The 17,764-nt window shown below is 34.0% G+C and carries 16 protein-coding genes; 7 read left to right on the top strand and 9 right to left on the bottom strand.

Translation table 11 applies throughout. From position 1 onward, the window contains the following. The first annotated feature begins 726 nt into the window (after window positions 1-726). The gene (gene pta, locus ACP6PL_RS22870) at window positions 727-2,874 is read left to right on the top strand and encodes a phosphate acetyltransferase (protein WP_426547588.1); all 2,148 of its coding nucleotides are present in this window, start codon (window positions 727-729) and stop codon (window positions 2,872-2,874) included. A 402-nt stretch (window positions 2,875-3,276) separates the two neighbouring features. Here the strand turns inward: pta and ACP6PL_RS22865 are convergent, their stop codons facing one another. The 4 genes from ACP6PL_RS22865 to ACP6PL_RS22850 all read right to left on the bottom strand — a co-directional run bounded on the left by ACP6PL_RS22865 (window position 3,277) and on the right by ACP6PL_RS22850 (window position 6,599). Beyond that, window positions 3,277-3,972: a lysophospholipid acyltransferase family protein gene (locus tag ACP6PL_RS22865; RefSeq protein ID WP_426547587.1), complete on the bottom strand. Its 696-nt coding sequence runs from the start codon at window positions 3,970-3,972 to the stop codon at window positions 3,277-3,279. A gap of 232 nt (window positions 3,973-4,204) precedes the next feature. After that, window positions 4,205-4,837, bottom strand: coding sequence for a 2OG-Fe(II) oxygenase (locus tag ACP6PL_RS22860; protein ID WP_426547586.1), 633 nt, complete (start codon window positions 4,835-4,837; stop codon window positions 4,205-4,207). A gap of 148 nt (window positions 4,838-4,985) precedes the next feature. Then, window positions 4,986-5,618: a 2OG-Fe(II) oxygenase gene (locus ACP6PL_RS22855; RefSeq protein WP_426547585.1), complete on the bottom strand. Its 633-nt coding sequence runs from the start codon at window positions 5,616-5,618 to the stop codon at window positions 4,986-4,988. A 384-nt stretch (window positions 5,619-6,002) separates the two neighbouring features. Beyond that, window positions 6,003-6,599: a sulfite oxidase-like oxidoreductase gene (locus ACP6PL_RS22850; RefSeq protein WP_426547584.1), complete on the bottom strand. Its 597-nt coding sequence runs from the start codon at window positions 6,597-6,599 to the stop codon at window positions 6,003-6,005. Between the two features lie 885 nt (window positions 6,600-7,484). On the opposite strand from ACP6PL_RS22850, the gene ACP6PL_RS22845 reads away from it, so the two are divergent. Further along, window positions 7,485-7,706 carry a hypothetical protein gene (locus ACP6PL_RS22845; RefSeq protein ID WP_426547583.1) on the top strand — a complete coding sequence of 74 codons (222 nt, stop codon included), beginning with the start codon at window positions 7,485-7,487 and terminating at the stop codon, window positions 7,704-7,706. A 179-nt stretch (window positions 7,707-7,885) separates the two neighbouring features. On the opposite strand, the gene ACP6PL_RS22840 is transcribed toward ACP6PL_RS22845, so the two are convergent. After that, on the bottom strand, window positions 7,886-9,307 hold the full coding sequence (locus tag ACP6PL_RS22840) for an LCP family protein (protein ID WP_426547582.1): 1,422 nt from the start codon (window positions 9,305-9,307) through the stop codon (window positions 7,886-7,888). Between the two features lie 97 nt (window positions 9,308-9,404). Continuing rightward, window positions 9,405-9,776, bottom strand: a complete 372-nt coding sequence (locus ACP6PL_RS22835) for a hypothetical protein (RefSeq protein ID WP_426547581.1) — start codon at window positions 9,774-9,776, stop codon at window positions 9,405-9,407. Window positions 9,777-10,203: 427 nt separating this feature from the next. Here ACP6PL_RS22835 and rpe point away from each other — a divergent pair, with 427 nt between their 5' ends. Next, window positions 10,204-10,914: a ribulose-phosphate 3-epimerase gene (gene rpe, locus ACP6PL_RS22830; RefSeq protein WP_426547580.1), complete on the top strand. Its 711-nt coding sequence runs from the start codon at window positions 10,204-10,206 to the stop codon at window positions 10,912-10,914. A 310-nt stretch (window positions 10,915-11,224) separates the two neighbouring features. Here the strand turns inward: rpe and ACP6PL_RS22825 are convergent, their stop codons facing one another. The 3 genes from ACP6PL_RS22825 to ACP6PL_RS22815 form a co-directional block, all read right to left on the bottom strand. Continuing rightward, window positions 11,225-11,878: a DsbA family protein gene (locus ACP6PL_RS22825; protein WP_426547579.1), complete on the bottom strand. Its 654-nt coding sequence runs from the start codon at window positions 11,876-11,878 to the stop codon at window positions 11,225-11,227. Between the two features lie 536 nt (window positions 11,879-12,414). After that, the gene (locus ACP6PL_RS22820) at window positions 12,415-13,128 is read right to left on the bottom strand and encodes a DsbA family protein (protein ID WP_426547578.1); all 714 of its coding nucleotides are present in this window, start codon (window positions 13,126-13,128) and stop codon (window positions 12,415-12,417) included. Window positions 13,129-13,690: 562 nt separating this feature from the next. Beyond that, entirely contained in the window at window positions 13,691-14,155 is a 465-nt protein-coding gene (locus ACP6PL_RS22815; RefSeq protein WP_426547577.1) for a hypothetical protein, read from the bottom strand. Between the two features lie 797 nt (window positions 14,156-14,952). Here ACP6PL_RS22815 and ACP6PL_RS22810 point away from each other — a divergent pair. From ACP6PL_RS22810 to ACP6PL_RS22795, 4 genes are all read left to right on the top strand, one after another. Beyond that, window positions 14,953-15,735 (top strand): HAD family hydrolase, encoded by a 783-nt coding sequence (locus tag ACP6PL_RS22810; protein WP_426547603.1) that lies wholly within the window; start codon window positions 14,953-14,955, stop codon window positions 15,733-15,735. Beyond that, window positions 15,726-15,905 carry a hypothetical protein gene (locus ACP6PL_RS22805; RefSeq protein ID WP_426547605.1) on the top strand — a complete coding sequence of 60 codons (180 nt, stop codon included), beginning with the start codon at window positions 15,726-15,728 and terminating at the stop codon, window positions 15,903-15,905. The genes ACP6PL_RS22810 and ACP6PL_RS22805 overlap by 10 nt, the downstream gene beginning before the upstream one ends. A gap of 221 nt (window positions 15,906-16,126) precedes the next feature. Further along, window positions 16,127-17,341: a DNA double-strand break repair nuclease NurA gene (locus ACP6PL_RS22800; protein WP_426547576.1), complete on the top strand. Its 1,215-nt coding sequence runs from the start codon at window positions 16,127-16,129 to the stop codon at window positions 17,339-17,341. 258 nt (window positions 17,342-17,599) lie between these two features. Continuing rightward, entirely contained in the window at window positions 17,600-17,746 is a 147-nt protein-coding gene (locus ACP6PL_RS22795; protein WP_426547602.1) for a hypothetical protein, read from the top strand. Window positions 17,747-17,764 lie beyond the last annotated feature (18 nt).

Here is a 17,764-nt window from a genome sequence, read left to right as displayed (position 1 = left end):
TCCTACAATCCTAAAATTCACAAGAGTATCTATTATTTTTCCTCTTGTTTTCTTCCTTGTGATTCCTATTTTTCTCTTCCAACTTCAGCCCCTTTAATATTGAGTCATTATTTTATATATTAGAAAAGGGATGCCAAAGATTAAGGCTGATATTTTAAAGAAAATCTCGTTTGCTCATCATATCAATCAAGGAGTCATAACTTATCGTTAAACAAACCATATTATGGTTATATTTTTAAACTAAAATGTCTAATGTGTGAGGAAATTCTAGGTATCAACATCGAATGTATCCAAGAAAAAAAATTTAGTAATGGGGATTTATAGATGCACCATTCTCCTAAAAAAATAGATTAATAAATATTTAAAGTTCATTAATTGATAATGATCTTTGGTTCAAACTGTAATGGAATTGAATATAAGGAAATATCCTAGAACTTTTTTCTCCTTAACTGGAGTTGCTTGAAAGCGGATAAATTAATTATCAATTATCCATTTGTAATTAATGCCATTTTGAAAAAAGAATGTTACGAATAGTAAGGACGATAAAAATATTTTACAGGAGATATCCTTTTGACAAAAAAGATGATTTACCCCTTAAAAAACGTATTACAGCAATTCATATGCTACTCATGACTCCTGACTCATAAAAATTATCCTAGCTATTTTTAGCAAACATTTATCAGATTGATATAAGCCTTCAACACATCAATAGGAGAAATTAATGTTATGACAATATCTCTGTATATCAGCACACTTGAAGCAGATAGTGGTAAAGCTTTACTCGCATTAGGAATTATAGAACAAGCCTTGTTGAAAACTACTAAAGTTGGCTTCTTTAGACCTTTAATTAGAGGAAGAAATACAGATAAAAAAGACAAAGATATTGACCTGATTATTTCTCAATTTCATCTGAAACAAAACTATGAGGATTCTTATGGTTTATTAGAAAGCGAAGTAATTCAACTGATTAATCAACATAAACATGAGAAGGTTTTAGAAAAAATAATTACTAAATACAAAGCCTTAGAAGCAAATTGTGATTTTATTCTGTGCGAATGTTCTGATTATTTAGGGCAAAGTTTGGCTCTGGAATTCGATCTAAACCTGGAAATTGTACATAATTTAGGTTGTCCTATTATTCTGTTGACTAATGGTTACCAAAAAAACATCGAAGAAATAACCAGTACAATTCAAATTGCTCTAGATGCTTATCAAGAGAAAAATTGTCAAATTATGGGAATTGTAGTTAATAAAGTTGTCTCTGAACAAGTTAATGAACTTAAGCAAGTATTAGAATCTGAATATGACAAATTTAACTATTTATTGTCTGTAATTCCTTACACCCCGAAACTGGAAAATCCAAGAGTTAGGGAAGTAGCAGCACAACTTCAAGCATCCGTTATTGATGGAAAAAAGAAACTAGATAATCTCGTCTCTGACTATTTAATAACAGCAATGCAAGTTTCTAACGCCTTAAATTGGTTGGAGGACGGTCAATTAATTATTACTCCTGGCGATCGTGGCGACATAATATTGGCGATGTTACAAGCAGAGCATTCAGCTAATTATCCATCTCTAGCAGGAATTTTACTATCGGGTGGTTTTCCTCCTGAACCATCAATTATGAAACTCATTGATGGTTTAGCTCATCCCCTACCTATTCTCTCAGTAGAAACTGATACTTATACTACTGCTACTCAAGCAAAAGAGATAAAGGGTTCCATTGTTGCAGGAGATATCGAAAAAATTCGTTTGAGTCTAGAATTGTTTGCCGAGTATGTTGATGGAAGTAAGCTAGAAAAAAGGTTGGGTGAGATTAAGTCTCATGGCATTACTCCCAAAATGTTTATTTATAATTTGCATCAACAAGCAAAATCTCTCAAAAAGCACATTGTTTTACCAGAAGGAGGAGAACCTCGTATCCTACAAGCAGTGTCTTTTCTCCTCAGTCAAGGAATGGTTGATTTAACTCTCTTAGGTACTCCCAAAGATATTGAAGGTTCTATCAGAAAACATGGAATTAACTTAGATGTTAACACCCTCAACATCATTACACCGAAACAACACCCGAAATTTTCTGAATATGTGGAAACTTTCTATGAACTCAGAAAACATAAAGGAATGACCTTAGATGCAGCAAAAGATTACATGATAGATGTATCTTACTTTGGCACAATGATGGTTGAATGTGGGGATGCAGATGGCATGGTTTCTGGTGCAGTGCATACAACTCAACATACGATTAGACCAGCATTACAAATAATTAAAACTAAACCCGGTTTTTCTCTGGTTTCCTCCGTCTTTTTTATGTGTCTGGAAAGTCACATTTTAGTTTATGGAGACTGTGCGGTTAATCCCGATCCTAACCCTGAACAATTAGCTGAAATAGCTCTAGCTTCGGCAGAAACTGCTTCTATATTTGGCATTGAACCAAAAGTTGCTCTGTTATCTTATTCTTCAGGTTCTTCTGGTAAAGGGGAAGAAGTGGAAAAAGTTCGCCAAGCAACAGCGATCGCCCAACAACGTCAACCAGATTTACAATTAGAAGGTCCGATACAATACGATGCAGCAGTTGATCCTGCCGTGGCAGCTCAGAAAATGCCTGATTCTAAAGTTGCCGGACAAGCAACAGTGTTTGTTTTTCCCGATCTGAATACGGGGAATAATACTTACAAGGCAGTACAAAGAGAGACAGGAGCGATCGCCATCGGACCTATATTGCAAGGTTTAAAGAAGCCAGTAAACGATCTCAGTCGCGGTTGCAAAGTTGAGGATATTATTAATACTGTGGCAATTACAGCTATTCAAGCACAAAATATTTGCATTGTCAGATTAAAAGATGAAGAAGGAGTCAGGAGTCAGGAGAGAAGATAATAGGGGTGTTGCATATTTGTGGGATGAATTAGTGTGGGGAGTGTGGGGAGTGTGGGGAGTGAAAGATTCATCCCTTGGTTCAGCAATGCTAGAATAGGAGTTCAGAATTCAGGATATTGTCTGCGTTGTTCAATTGCAGCAGCATAAGAATTAAGTCAATTACTGACTTCTTCTAAATGAATCAGGAGTCAGAAGTCAGAATAGGCGAAGTTATTTACAGCGCTTTTCAGATTGATGAACCACATCTTCATAACCAAAACCCTGTAGGGGCGATTCGCGTTTGCGGAGCATTCCGTTAGGAAATCGCCCCTACTAAATATGACAGTTATCCCTAAGTCCTCTCCTTCTTAGATTCTCTCTTCATTCTGACTCCTGACTCCTGTATCCTGACTCCTTCTTTCTCTACTTTTTATGTAATTGCTTCAGAGAAAGTTCCATATTTGTGGTAAGTTCCTGAGCAGCTTGCTTTGTAGAATTACCAAGATAATCTTTAACTTCTAAAGGATCGCCGATATTAACCTGTACATCACACCGCCAGGGTGGGGGTGCAGGATGATCGTATAAAATACTAATAGGAAGAATTTTAAGATTCGGTTCAGCACCACTAGATATTACCTGTAGTGCTATACGCGAAACTCCTGGTTGAATAAAATGAATTTCATTATCTTCAGGATATATTTTTCCTTCGGGAAATAGTACCAAAATTTCCCCCTCTTTCAGAAGTTTAACACTATGACGAATACTAGATATTCCTGGATTATCGCGATCGACGGGAAAACCACCCAAGCGACGAATAAACCAACCTTGAAAACCTTCTGTTTGTTCTTGGGAAACCATATATCGCAGGTAACGGTTACTAACTAAATCTACCATATAAGCCATAATTAGAGGATCCCACCGAGAACGATGAGTTGGTGCAAGGATAATTGCTTCTTTGTTAGTAGGCAGTTTTTCTTTACCCCTGACTTTTATGTTGAAATAAAAAGGTAACAGAACCTTACATACAAGAAAGTAAGTCAAGGGAGTTAACCAAGGTGAAAACCCAGGGATAATTTCTAGAGATGCTGGATAGTTTTGAGGTTTATTATTTTCAGTCATTACTGGTATAAAGCTAAGAAGAAGTTGGGAGAAGGAATATTTTTACTGTCATACAGTATTTTAACAGACTTTCTCAAGCTCTTGAGGGTCGATAGGTTCTTGTTTGTGAAAACAAACTCAAGTAATAACTATATCGATATAAAAGTTATTAATGGAGTTTATTGTGCTTCAAATATTATGTACCAAGATTTTTTTAGACTTATTTTACAATTTACATTTATAGTTTCTCAAATTATCGAAATTGAGGACCACAAACCCAACAAATAAGTGCCCATCTTTTGCCTTTAATAATTGGTGTAACTTCATGGAGAATAAAAGAAGGAAATAAAACCATTGTTCCTCTAGCTTTTGGTAATTTTTCAGCTTCTCTTTGAGTGTACAACTTCAGTTCTGAACCTTCATAATCTTGGGGATCAGAAAGTTGAACGGAAATAGAAATTTTACGATAATAATGAATTTCTCCATTGTCTATATGTTTATTGTAGTGATCCTGAATACTTGTCTGATTGTTACTAGCTTCATAACATAAAAGGTTTAGACGATCTACAATACCGTAAATATCATAATTCCACCACTTACTATTAGCATATTTAACACTATTTACTAACTTTTCCCAAAGCCATCTTGTTGACTCTGAATAACTCACACCCCACGCACTTACTTGACGAAATTCAGGCTTTATTTTTCCATCTACAGTTGGCTTTGATGGCTTTATTTGTTTTGATAAAGAAATCACCTTTTCACATTCTTTTGCTGTAAAAGCTCCCCAATTTTCATCGGGTTTACAAAAATGCTCTTTTTGACTAGCGTCGTAGCAAGCGTATTTAATTTGACGATATTTTTGTTGAGGAGAAATCCAAACCATATTATCTTAATTTTAATGCTCTATAAAATTTACACAAAGCGTCACCTACCAAAGAACTTCGGCTCAGTAGTAATCCTACGCTGGCGCAGCCGGGGAGGATGTCAATTCTTATACACCTTTTCTCTATTTCCTACTTAAATTTGGAAAATTATCTGAACTGAGGACCTGTTACCCAACCAATAAGTGCCCATCTTTTTCCTTTAATAATTGGTGTAACTTCATGCAAAATAAATGAAGGATACATAATCATTGTTCCTCTACTTCTAGGTAATATTTTGGGATTTTCTTGTACATATAAACTTAGTTCTGCACCCTCATAACTATTAGGCTCAGATAATTCCACAGAAAAAGAAATTTTCCGAAAAGAGAAAGGATATTCATTATCTATATGTAAATCGCAATTATCTTGAATCTTATGAGAACTATTTGTGCTGTCATAACAAATTAGTTGTATAGATTCTAAAATTCCTACAATATCATAATTCCACCAAGAGTTATTTGCATATATAACATTATTAATTAATCGTTGCCAAACCCAATTTGTTTCTTGATTTTGAGATATTTTCCAAGCACTAACTTGACGATAGCTGGGGTTAGTAGCTTTAACTATATAGTTTTGACCTGTTGCTAAATTTTGTGAAAGTGAAATAATCCAGTCACATTCATCTGCTGTAAAAGCTCCCCAATTTTCACCGGGTTTACAAAAATGGCTTTGCTCGCTAGCATCGTAACAGGTGAATGCAGCTTGATTATATTTTTTGTCCGGATACATCCAAAACATTTTTAATGAATTGTCTATCCAATCTAAATTACGGTTTATAAATTTCTAAGAAAGCATTAGTAAGGTATCAGGGAGAATCGTAAGTGGATGCAACTATCTTGTATTTTTTCTCCCAATATTTTTTCCAGCAACCTATCGCACTATTCTAAAAATACTTATTTATTTAAGTAAAATTTTCCTGAAAAGCTGGATTTTTTGTTTTTATCTTTAAGAATATTTGGGCTTTTCAGCAAAATATTATTAGTGGGATAGGTTCACAGTTAATCACCTTTAACTTATCCAAGTAATTACTAAGGTGATGTTACTAATTAATGGAATGATACCAAATTCAGTTATTAATAGATGTTTTTTTTCAAAATCCTCTCTAACCATCTCTCCATCTCCTTAAATAGATCCATAACGTTCTTCTGCCCAAGGTTCACCACGTTTGTGATAACCATTAAGTTCCCAGAAACCTAATTCTTCATTGTCTAGAAATTCTAGCCCATTAATCCATTTTGCACTTTTCCAAGCATAGAGATGAGGAACTACTAATCGCATGGGACCACCATGATCGGCAGGTAATGGTTCACCAGATAGAGTGTGAGCAAAGAAATTTTCTTCTCTAAGGAAGTCAGCTACAGAAATATTAGTGGTGTAACCCCCATAACAATGTTCCATAATATGGACAGCTTTCGGATCGACTTCTAGATGACTCATAAAATCTGTGACTTTGACCCCTGTCCACTGAACATCAAGTTTTGACCAACGAGTAACACAATGAAAATCTGCTGTGAAGTGATTTTGTGGCATGGCCATTAAGTCTGACCAATTAAAGGTAATTGGTTTAACTAAACCCCATACTTTTAATTCCCATTGATCAGTACTAATATTAGGAGTCTCACCATAGGTTAGTACGGGGAAACCTTTAGCCAAGTGTTGACCAGGAGGAACGCGATCGCTTTGTTCTGGTTCTGGTTTGCGGAAAAATTTACCTAACATGATTAACAAGTTTAAGTAATGTACTTTAAATAACTTAGATTAAGTATTTTGGTTTCTTTGAATACTTTAAGATACCAGAATTATTTCTGGAATTAATTGGTTTACTGATGAATAAATTTGATATAGCAATTTTCGGTTCTGAGTCAGATACAAACTGCTAGGTTTTAGGGGACAGGTAATACCAGGCGTGTTAACGAAGTCAGAAATCAGAAGTCAAAAGTCAGAAGTTGTTTTTGTCACGGGGATGCGTGGGCAAACCTATAGAACCAATTTGGGATCTATGATCGGGAGAGGGGGAAGAGGGGGGGAGCTTACAAAGGTAGGTTTTTTAGCTTTGATATCAAAGGAGTGTGGAGAATACAGGAAAGGCAGAAATTAAGAGCCATAAATTAATTCTTTGTTTATTTTTGTTGCTTACTCTAAACTGTCTAATTATCAATCAGATCTGAGCATTTCCACCATCCTAAATCTTGGCATAAAATCTACTCAAATATCATATTTGGAAACAAAAATTATTTCCCAGATTGAGAATTAATAATGTTAATAGAACTTAGACAAAGAAGTCTGATTTCTAGAAAAAATGGTTCCTTAGAACACCTTATAACAATAGACATATCTAAACAAACCTAGTTTCTTACTTTGCTTGCGTCAGTCCCGACCGACTTTTTCTAGTTGAGAATTATTATAAATCTGAGTAAAGATTTTTTATCCCTTTTCTAATCAATACTTCGATTTCCTTTTCAGAAAAAAAAACTTATTTGTGTCATTAAAGTCGCCGAAAATTAATCTCAAACTTATAAATTCCTAAGCTAACACTTAGTTTGTCCAGATATTCATTAGTTGTACAATTGTACTATTTATCTATGTCAAAAATTCAGAAATACCATGTACCTAAACTATATAATTCCCTTAAGTATTTCTTGTCTGGCTATTTTTGTCAGTTTCAATACGGATGTCAAAACCTTTGATGGCATTCCTAAACTACTAGCACCCTGTATCGGAATCATTGGATTAATTTGGTTTTTTAATGTGATTCCTTGGTTATTTCAGGTTGGTTGTTTACTACTTTTACTTTCTCTCAGTAAAACTTACTTACCAAATAACTAAAATCTTTTTCAATAAAAAACTCAATTTTCTGCTAATATTCAAAATATTTTGATACAGCTTTTTCTGAGGTTAGAGACATTCCAGTGGAATGTCCTAATAAATTTGAGTATATTCAAACTTTAATGCCCTAACTGCAAAATTTGCAACAGTCAAATAACAATAGTAAACAATAGTAATTGTTACCAATTTTGATTTTGTAAATTTCGAGATTCATCTTTAATTAGCAACCAATCTTGTCCTAACTGAATAGTTACATCTGACCTTAAATATCCCGTACTTTCCACAAAAACTTCTCCAAAACCTAAAGACTTTTGAACTGCCTGTGCTGCTTGAATATCTCCTTTCTGAGCAATAATTCGAGTTACCTCTAAAGGTTTACTCCAGGGTTTAGCAACTTTAACATTCCAATAACCAGAATCATTGAGAGACCTAACTAATTCATCGACAGTTTCCCAATTATCAGTGCTATCTTGAATTGCTACTCTAATATAGTTAGAGTTTAAATTTTCTACTTCCCAACGATCATAACCAAAGTCAAAGTGTTTAGCAATCATATTATCTAGAGTTGTCAGATCGGGCAACCAGTAACTAGCCTTATATTTTTCAGGATCGCTAAACTCACCAGGCACCATCAACATCTGTACATTAGGTCTGTTAATCTTAGCAGCAAAATTCATTAAGGCTACTAATTCCTCTACACTCAAATTTGTATCAATATGAGACTGAATTACTGAAAGAATTTTTGGCAGTCTGGATAGAGTTTTGACATTAACCGACTGTTCCATAAAAGCTCGCATTAGAAGTTGCTGACGTTGGACTCGCCCAATGTCCCCTAAATTATCATAGCGAAATCTCAGAAATTGTAGAGCTTGGTCGCCACTGAGATGTTGTTCACCCGCTTTAAGATTAATATACAGGTGTTGACTATCATCCTGATATTTCATGTCTTTAGGTATATGAATTTTGACACCCCCAAGAGCGTCGATCAATTTTTCTACACCTTGTACATTGACCCGAATGTAGCGGTCAATACCTACTCCACCCAAAAGCTCACTAACAGCTTTTGCACTTTTGGCTGGTCCACCATAATAGTTAGCAGCATTAATCTTAGTTAAGCCTCGATCTTCTACATAAGTTCGAGTATCTCTGGGAATAGAAAGTAAGGTTAACTTCTGATTTTTAGGGTCAAACCTTACTAGAAGCATCGTATCAGATAATCCTTTAAAAGAATTAACCAAAGCATGATATCCTAGGTCTTCATCATGGGGATATTCTTCTAAGTCTGATGTTAATACCTTAATTCCCAGTAACAATATATTGACAGGCCGAGTTAACTGTGGCAATCTCATACTGCTTTTGGCCAAATCTTGTTGAGAAAATACTGCTGCTTCTTCTGGAGATAGTCTTTGCTGCATTAGTGGGGTGCTAGAAAGAGATACTGCTAATAGAGCGCCTGCCGTAGCAGATATCATTGCCACTCCAGCTAAACCTAAACCTAAGCCAAACCAACGTTTGGGAGTAAATTGGGAAGGTTGTTTCTGGTGTTTTTCTGTTGTTGAATTTTTACTAGCAGTTGAATTTAAAAATTTATTAGCGGGCACTGGTTTCCTCACACAATAAGTATTAAAATAGAGTTTTTTGTCAGAGAAATTTTGCTGAAAATTTCAATTTTCAACAGTTTAATAGGATCTTAAACAATCATAAATGTTTACCTACTACTTTTTCTGCTATCTGGCTAATTCCTGGTAGCCATAAAGGTTGTCTTTTCCAAATCCGAACCATTAGTCCGAAAGTAACTATGAAGTAGCTAGTAGTTAGTAGGCTATTTATTAATAACAAGGTGATAGTCCCAGATTCCCCTATTTCGGCTCCTAATTGCAACAAAATATTTCCTAATAACCAAATCAAAGTTAAAGTCACAATTAATCGGCTTACTGCTATATGTTGTGGACTAGCCTTTTGACGAAACAAAATCCACATTGCAGGAAACAATCCTAATATTGGAGTTACTAACAAAAATAGTTCTTGACGGTTGATGTGAGAGTTTTCAAGTTGCTCAGTATTTTTCATCTTTAGCTATTTGGGTTATCGGTCAAAGTGAATTTTTTGGCAGTATTTACATAATTAAAATTTGTAAGATTATGCTTAAGCTAATATACATTTATCTTGGAAATTTTAATTAATGGATAATCAACTCAAATATTACTGCTATATTATCTATCTTTCTATTAGTAATAAAATAATTTTTCTCCAAGTCATTAGATTTTCATTTTTATATAAAAAATACATACATCCTAAATAGTTGTTGAGAATTTTAGTCAAACTTTAAATTACCAGCATAGTCTTTTGGATCCTAACAATGGTTGGATAAAATTTCTCCTGAATCAAACCTAAAAACTAAACTAGGACTTCTCCATCTACAGATTCTGATAATAAATAATTAAATTAGTGTTAAAATTTACAGTAACTCATAATAAGTAGGAAAGCGTTTACTCTTATGACAAACGGAAATAAGAAATCTATTGTTATTGCCCCATCTATATTATCAGCAGATTTTAGCCGTCTTGGAGATGAAGTCCGAGCTGTAGATAAAGCTGGTGCTGATTGGATTCATGTTGATGTAATGGATGGCCGTTTTGTGCCTAACATTACTATTGGTCCATTAATTGTCAAAGCACTACGCCCTGTGACTCAAAAACCTCTTGATGTCCACTTAATGATTGTGGAACCAGAGAAGTATGTTGAAGATTTTGCTAAGGCAGGTGCAGATATTATATCTGTTCACGCAGAACATAATGCTTCACCTCATTTACACCGAACTCTAGGCCAAATTAAGGAGTTAGGTAAGCAAGCGGGTGTCGTTCTTAATCCTTCTACACCTCTAGAATTAATTGAATATGTTCTAGATTTGTGTGACTTGGTTTTGATTATGAGTGTTAACCCTGGTTTTGGAGGCCAGAGTTTTATTCCTGGAGTATTACCCAAAATTCGTCAGCTCCGTCAAATGTGCGATGAGCGGGGACTCAATCCTTGGATTGAAGTTGATGGTGGCCTTAAGACTAATAATACTTGGCAGGTGTTAGAAGCTGGTGCTAATGCTATTGTTGCAGGTTCTGCTGTATTTAAAGCTGATGATTATGCAGATGCAATTGATGGTATTCGTAACAGTAAGCGTCCTGTTCCTGAACCTGAGTTAGCTACTGTTTAATAACAAGAAATATAGTTTAATAAAAAATTATTAAAATTAAAAATGGGTTATACAATCCATTTTTAATTTTTTTGAGCTTGAGATTGATTTATATCAAACCTACTTGCTTTGGAGTGTTATAGGAAACCGGGTTTGTGGGAGAAAGATATCAGTATGGTAGGGGATTTAATATAAACCTGATTTCTATACTTTATTTATACCAATACTACCAGATTTAAGATTAAACCTTTAGCAAAAGTAAAAATTAAATCTTTTTTCACGCCTTTTGCATCTTGCAAAACCAGGCAAAATATCTACTTACTAACTTTAGCTAATATAAAGTCTTCTCCATATCAGACAATTCTACTGTGCCAGAAAAAGTTTCTCCATTCATCACAAAGAAAGGTGTCTCATAAGCACCAATTTTTTCAGCCAGTTGAATATCTTCTTGAATTGAATTAATTGCTGCTTGAGAATTATAATCGCGATTAAACTGTTCTATATCTAAATTCAAACTATAAGCAATATCTAGATATAATTCTTCTCCTAGTTTGTTTTGTTGTGCAAATAAACCATCGTGATATTCCCAAAATTTTCCTTGTTTTTGAGCTGCCCAAGCTGCTTTTGCTGCTGGTATTGCTTGAGGATGAATGTTTGCTAAAGGTAAATGCTTAAATACTAAAGTTACTCTATCTTGATGCTTATCCATAAACTCTTCGAGATTGTCCTGTACTTTGGCAGAAAAAGGGCATTGAAAATCAGAAAACTTAAATAGGACGATTTTTTGAGCAGTGGAACCAGTAGTTGGAGAGTCACCAATTTTTGCTTGAGGATTATTTTTAAATTGTTGTAATATTTCCTGTTGCCTAGCTTGCTGTTGTTGCTGTTGTTGTTGTTGATAAGTTTGTATTAATTCAACTATTACTTCTGGGTTGTTACGAATAATCTGTAAAACTTGTTGTTCTAATTCTGGGTTTATTTCCATACTCAGTTGATTAAGTTAGTGAAGTACAAGCACTAATCATATAACACATTAGGATATATAAAAAAATAGGGTTGAGATAGAAAATAGGGGAGTATTGAACCTTTTTCCCTATTGCTTATGTCTACCTTCTGACTCAGTTCTTAGTTCTCCTACTAAAAAATTGGGATTGGTAATTAGGTAATGCTCTTCAGTATTTATGAATCTTATAACGATATTTTTTTCATAGACATTTGAAAGATAAACATGACCCATTTACCAACGCCAAAAAGTTTAATATTCGCAAAGATAATAAATTGCTTGTACAATACCTTGACAAAATAATGTTATAAAACTGAGTTTATAGGCAAGATTGAAGAGGTATTTTATAGATGGATTATCTTTTCAATTATGGGTTTAATAACAAATAGTCTATACGGTATCTACAATTGCTTGGGATGATAAGAAGTGGAGCGTCTTTCCGTTGGCTATCCCAATTCAATTTTCCCTTCTTTCTTTTTATTCAAGCCATCCATTTTTAATTTTTTCTAGACTTAAATTTATTGACTAACTTTAGCTAAAGTCTCCTCCATCTGAGACAGTTTGACTGCACCAGAAAAAGTTTCTCCATTCATCACAAAAAATGGTGTACCAGAAACACCAATTTTTTGAGCTAATTTAATATCAGTTTCAATTGAAGTAGTTGCTGCTTCAGATTTACGATCGCTATTAAATTTATCTAAATCTAAACCCAAATTATTAGCAATCTCTAAATATAATTCTTCTCCTAATTTGTCTTGTTGTTCAAATAAAGCATCGTGATATTCCCAAAATTTTCCTTGTTGTTGAGCTGCCCAAGATGCTTTTGCTGCTGGTATTGCTTGGGGATGAATTCTGGTTAAAGGTAAATGCTTAAATACTAAAGTTACTCTATCTTGATGCTTATCCATAAACTCTTTGAGATTTTCCTGTGCTTTGGCACAAAAAGGACATTGAAAATCAGAAAACTCAAATAATACAATTTTTTGAGCAGTAGAACCAAAAGTAGGAGAGTTACCAATTTCTTCTTGAGGATTATTTTTAAACTCTTGTAATATTTCCTGTCTACTAGCCTGCTGTTGTTGCTGTTGTTGCTGTTGATAAGCTTGTACTGATTCAATTATCACTTCTGGATTATTGCGAATAATCTGTAAAACTTGTTTTTCTAATTCTGGGTTTTCTGGATTATTTGTTGATTGAGATGAAGAATTACAACCACTAATTACAATCATCATACTGAATATTGCTATGAGGTAGAAAAGTTTGAAGCTATATGGATGAAATTTAGTAGAATAATTACTCATAATTCTCAATTTTAAGCTGTTGTGCATTTAAACGACTTATTATTCTGTGCCTCATTCAAAGGAAAATTTTTATTACTTCTGACTTCTAACTTGCTAATACGCATTTTAAATGCCTATTAGTTTATGTCAAACAAATTACTGATGCTAATATGGAGTGGTTTGATTTGAATCCGGTAGAAAGCATCTTATAATTTTGGCAAAAGTAGATAAAACTTTAACTTTTTTTTATCTATGTTCTCAATTTTTTACAAATCATTTAATACTGGTATAAATTTAATTGAAATAAAATTAGTACCTGTGCAAAATTAATCTAACATTTGTTAGGATAGAGCATAATATACTATACTGGGAATAAAAAACAGAAAATATACAATTAATTTTCTTTGATTACTTATTACTTAATTATAGTTTGCCAAAATATTTGAAATCTTGACAAACACAGCAAATTAATAATCTTTAGACACGCCTTCTAAATTATATTAATGGTTAAATTCTAATCTAAAAAACCCATCAACCCTTCATTATCAATCTGATTAGAAGCAACAGGACGATTCATCAAAGTCTGCTCAACTTTGAGATGATTAGTACCAATTGGACGAACTCCAGAGGCTGTAATCGTACCATGAACTTCTAATCCACTAACTACTACTGGACGAATTCCAGAAGCAGACATTGTATGGTCAATTTGAAGACCAGTTGAAATTATCGGACGATTGGAAATTGTGCGAGTATACTTAAGATGAGTTGTACCAATAGGACGATTTCCAGGTAAGGCTAATTTTCCAGAGTCTTGAGTATCTTGTGCTTGTTTCTCTTGTACTGGTTTAGTCTCTACTTGTAAAGTGGTGCGTTGTTGAGATCCTTGCTCCAATTTTGTTGGCTGACTACTTTGAGTGTTAGGTTTACTGCTAGTATCAGTAGTCTTATTAGTTTCTGTCATAGTTCCATTAGTGCTCATAATTTTACATCTCCATCATTAAATTTGGTTTATCTATACATAATCAGAACCACTACATTTGACTTTTTGGCCTTCTGATAATTTAGAATTCTTAAATTTTAATAAACCTGTAGTTATTCTAACCATACTTACAGCAGAAAAACTATGTTTTGTTAAGAAATGCAACATCTATAAGAGGCTATCGATCAAAAAGATATAGGATATCTAGGCAAATTCTTCTTAGATTTGTCATTATAATAGAAATTGGGCAATATTCCATGGCTATTAGCTAATGTCTAGCTGCAATACTAATCTTCAAAAGTGTTTCCTCTATCTACGAAGATGGAAAATATAATGTTCATCGAGAACTATAACTACTCAATACCTAGCATTCATTATGGAATAGCAAAAAATAAATTATCCAATTTTTGAACTAGACTTGGAAAGTTTTACTGCCTTATTTCCCTACTTCCTCCTCCCTAAATGCATGGTAATTGTATATTTTTTTTAATGAACTCTCTGATAATTAAATAATATTTAGAAATAGAAAATCAAAATATAGCAAAGTTTATGATGTTTCAGGATTGAGAAGAGTAGCTAGTAACTGCTAATATTCAGTTTCCTTGATTTAACATTATTAGCAACCTTATAGACTTTGACTCTGTTAGTCTAAATAATAATCCCATTTACTTATTAAATTTGCTGACCAAGAAATAAGGTCAATAGCCTCCCAAATAAAGGGGATAAAAAAGGAAATTTAGGATTTTCTCCCTATTATAGGAAGTACTGATAACTGATAATTGATAACTGAAATGACTATGCCAACAAAAATTCCTACTCTTTTAGCTCTTGACTTTGATGGTGTTTTATGTAACGGGTTGATTGAATATTTTCAAACTGCTTGGCGTACCTACTGCAAAATTTGGCAACCATCGGATGAAATACCTAATAATGATTTAGCAGAAAAATTTTATCGGTTACGTCCTGTTATTGAAATTGGTTGGGAAATGCCTGTTTTGATTAGAGCTTTAATATTAGGTATTGAGGAAGAAAGTATTTTTCAGGAATGGCAAGCGATCGCTGAAAAGATTGTTATTGAAGAAAATTTAGATAGAGCAGAAATAGGTAGTTGTTTAGATAGTACTAGGGATGAATGGATAGCAAAAGATTTAGAAGGGTGGTTGTCTTTACATGAATTTTATCCAGGGGTTGTGGAAAAGGTAAAAGAGTTAATGGTATTGGAGGTTAAACTGTTTATTGTAACAACTAAGGAGGGCAGGTTTGTTCGTTCTCTGTTGCAAAAACAAGGTGTTAATCTAACAGAAGCAGATATTATTGGTAAAGAATGTAAACGTCCGAAATATGAAACTCTAAGAATTTTATTGGCAGAGTTAGGTGAAGGTGCAATTATTTGGTTTGTTGAAGATAGATTGAAAACTTTACTATCGGTGCAAAAACAACCAGATTTAAAAGAAGTAGAATTATTTTTGGCAGACTGGGGTTACAATACTCAGAAAGAACGAGATTCTGTAGCTGAACATCCACCTATTCATTTATTATCTTCTACTCAGTTTTGTCAGGATTTTTCTGGATGGAAATAAATGAAGTCAGAAATCAGAAATCAGAAGTCAGAAGTTGTTTTTGTAGCGGGTTTGAGCAACACTCTAAAGAATATTTCACTTTAAAAGAGGAATTTTTCAATAATTTAGAATTCAGAAGCGGTTTTTCTAGGGATAATTTTGAGCAACAACCGAAAAATATTTCGCCTTAAAAGGCAAGGTTTTCAAGAATTTAGAATTAGGAAGGTAGCTTAAGAATTAAGAAAAAACTTAAAATTTGGCAATGGTATTATTCTACTAACATTAGAACAATTTTCATAAAGATAGAATACAAAATTAATAACTACAATCTTTGTAGGGAGGTTCGATGGAACCTCCCTACTTTCATCAAATAATAACTACTTAATTATCTAAAAATTAGGAAATTGAAACTATGCTAGATCTGACAAAACTAGGGCAACAAATGCAAGGGATGAGTCAACATCTGACAAAAGAAGCTCTAGCTGCTCAAAATAGATTAGATATAGCTCAAGAATTATTGGAAGAAGCAAAAAATGAACAGGAAAAATTACTAGAATTAGAGGAAACTTGGAGCGATCGCATACTTTTTAATCCTGCTCTTCCGATAGAATCTTTAGATACTTATCCTCTAATTAATCTGCCTCCGAAAGTTCATACGGTATTTGCTACGGACGGTTCTCAAATAGCTCCAAGTCACCATGAAATTGCTTATTGTTATTTGTTAAATATTGGGCGAGTAATGTTGCATTATGGGGAAAGTATTTATCCGCTTTTAGATAGTATCCCAGAAATTTTTTATGAAGCGGATGACCTTTATATTTCTCGACAATGGGGAATTAAAACTGAAGAATGGATGGGTTATCGACGAACTATTTCTGAGGCTTTGATTTTGTCAGAATTAGGTTGTGAATGGAGGAAAAATAATTCTGATAATTTAGGTTCCCCAATATTAGCGATGGTTGATGGTTCGTTAATTTATTGGTTCTTAGAATCTTTGCCTTCGGAAGCAAGAGATAGAATTTTAAATCCTATTTTAGATGCTTGGAATAAATTAAAATTAGCTGGCATTCCTTTGATAGGTTATTTGAGTGCTTCTCGAAGTAGTGAAAGTTTATCTTTTTTACGTTTAAAGGCTTGTATTTATGATGAGCCTGACTGTGTTAGTTATTGCCCTAATGTGGGGTTGGGGGGGTTTGGTTTTACAGAAAAAGCTCCTTGTCAGTCATTTGAACCTTTGCGAGATGTGGTATTTTGGGGTTCTATATTACAACCAGGGCAAAGAAGTCCTTTATGGCAATCTTCGGCTAGAATTTTGGATTTATATGGGGATAATATTATCTATTTTTGTTATGTGAATGTTGGTACAGAAGTTGCCAGAATTGATATGCCCGAATGGGTGGCTGAGGATGAAGAAATGTTGGAGTTAGTGTTAGGAATGATGTTAGCTCAAGTGCAAAAAGGTTATGGTTATCCGGTGGTATTAGCGGAAGCTCATAATCAGGCAGTGGTTAGGGGAGGCGATCGAGCGAGTTTCTTTGCTTTGTTGGAGCAGGAAATGATTAAAGCAGGTTTGAAAAATGTGGGAACTTCTTATAAGGAAACTCGGAAGCGGGGGAGTATTGCTTGATTTTAGGAGTCAGTGTGGTTAAATAATAAAGTTACATAATTAATAATAAAGTTGTATTATTTACAATAAAGTTAGGCTTTGTTGCATAAATAGAGCAAAAGCAAATAGGATAGAAATAACAGTGCATGGTACAACAAATCTAAACCAACATAGACATGAGTAAGTCCAAATCTAAGTACCTCCTCAGCAACTGGTCTGAATACAATGCCTCCCTAAGACAGAGAGGGAGCCTCACATTTTGGCGCTTATGATGAAGTAATAGAGCAGTGGGTAAACCAAGAAAGAACTGGATGTAGGGGAGCATCAAATACCTATAGTGACACGGCCATTGAATTTATGGTAACTATACAATCCTTGTATCGTTGCAATATCTCCGATTTAACGGGCGAGTGTCAGAAGTATTAATCATCAACCTTGAGAACA

The sequence above is a fragment of the Dapis purpurea BLCC-M126 genome (assembly GCF_050015975.1).
GTDB lineage: Bacteria > Cyanobacteriota > Cyanobacteriia > Cyanobacteriales > Microcoleaceae > Trichodesmium.
Note: the sequence above shows the minus strand (reverse complement) of the source record. Positions and strands in the feature narration are given on the sequence as shown.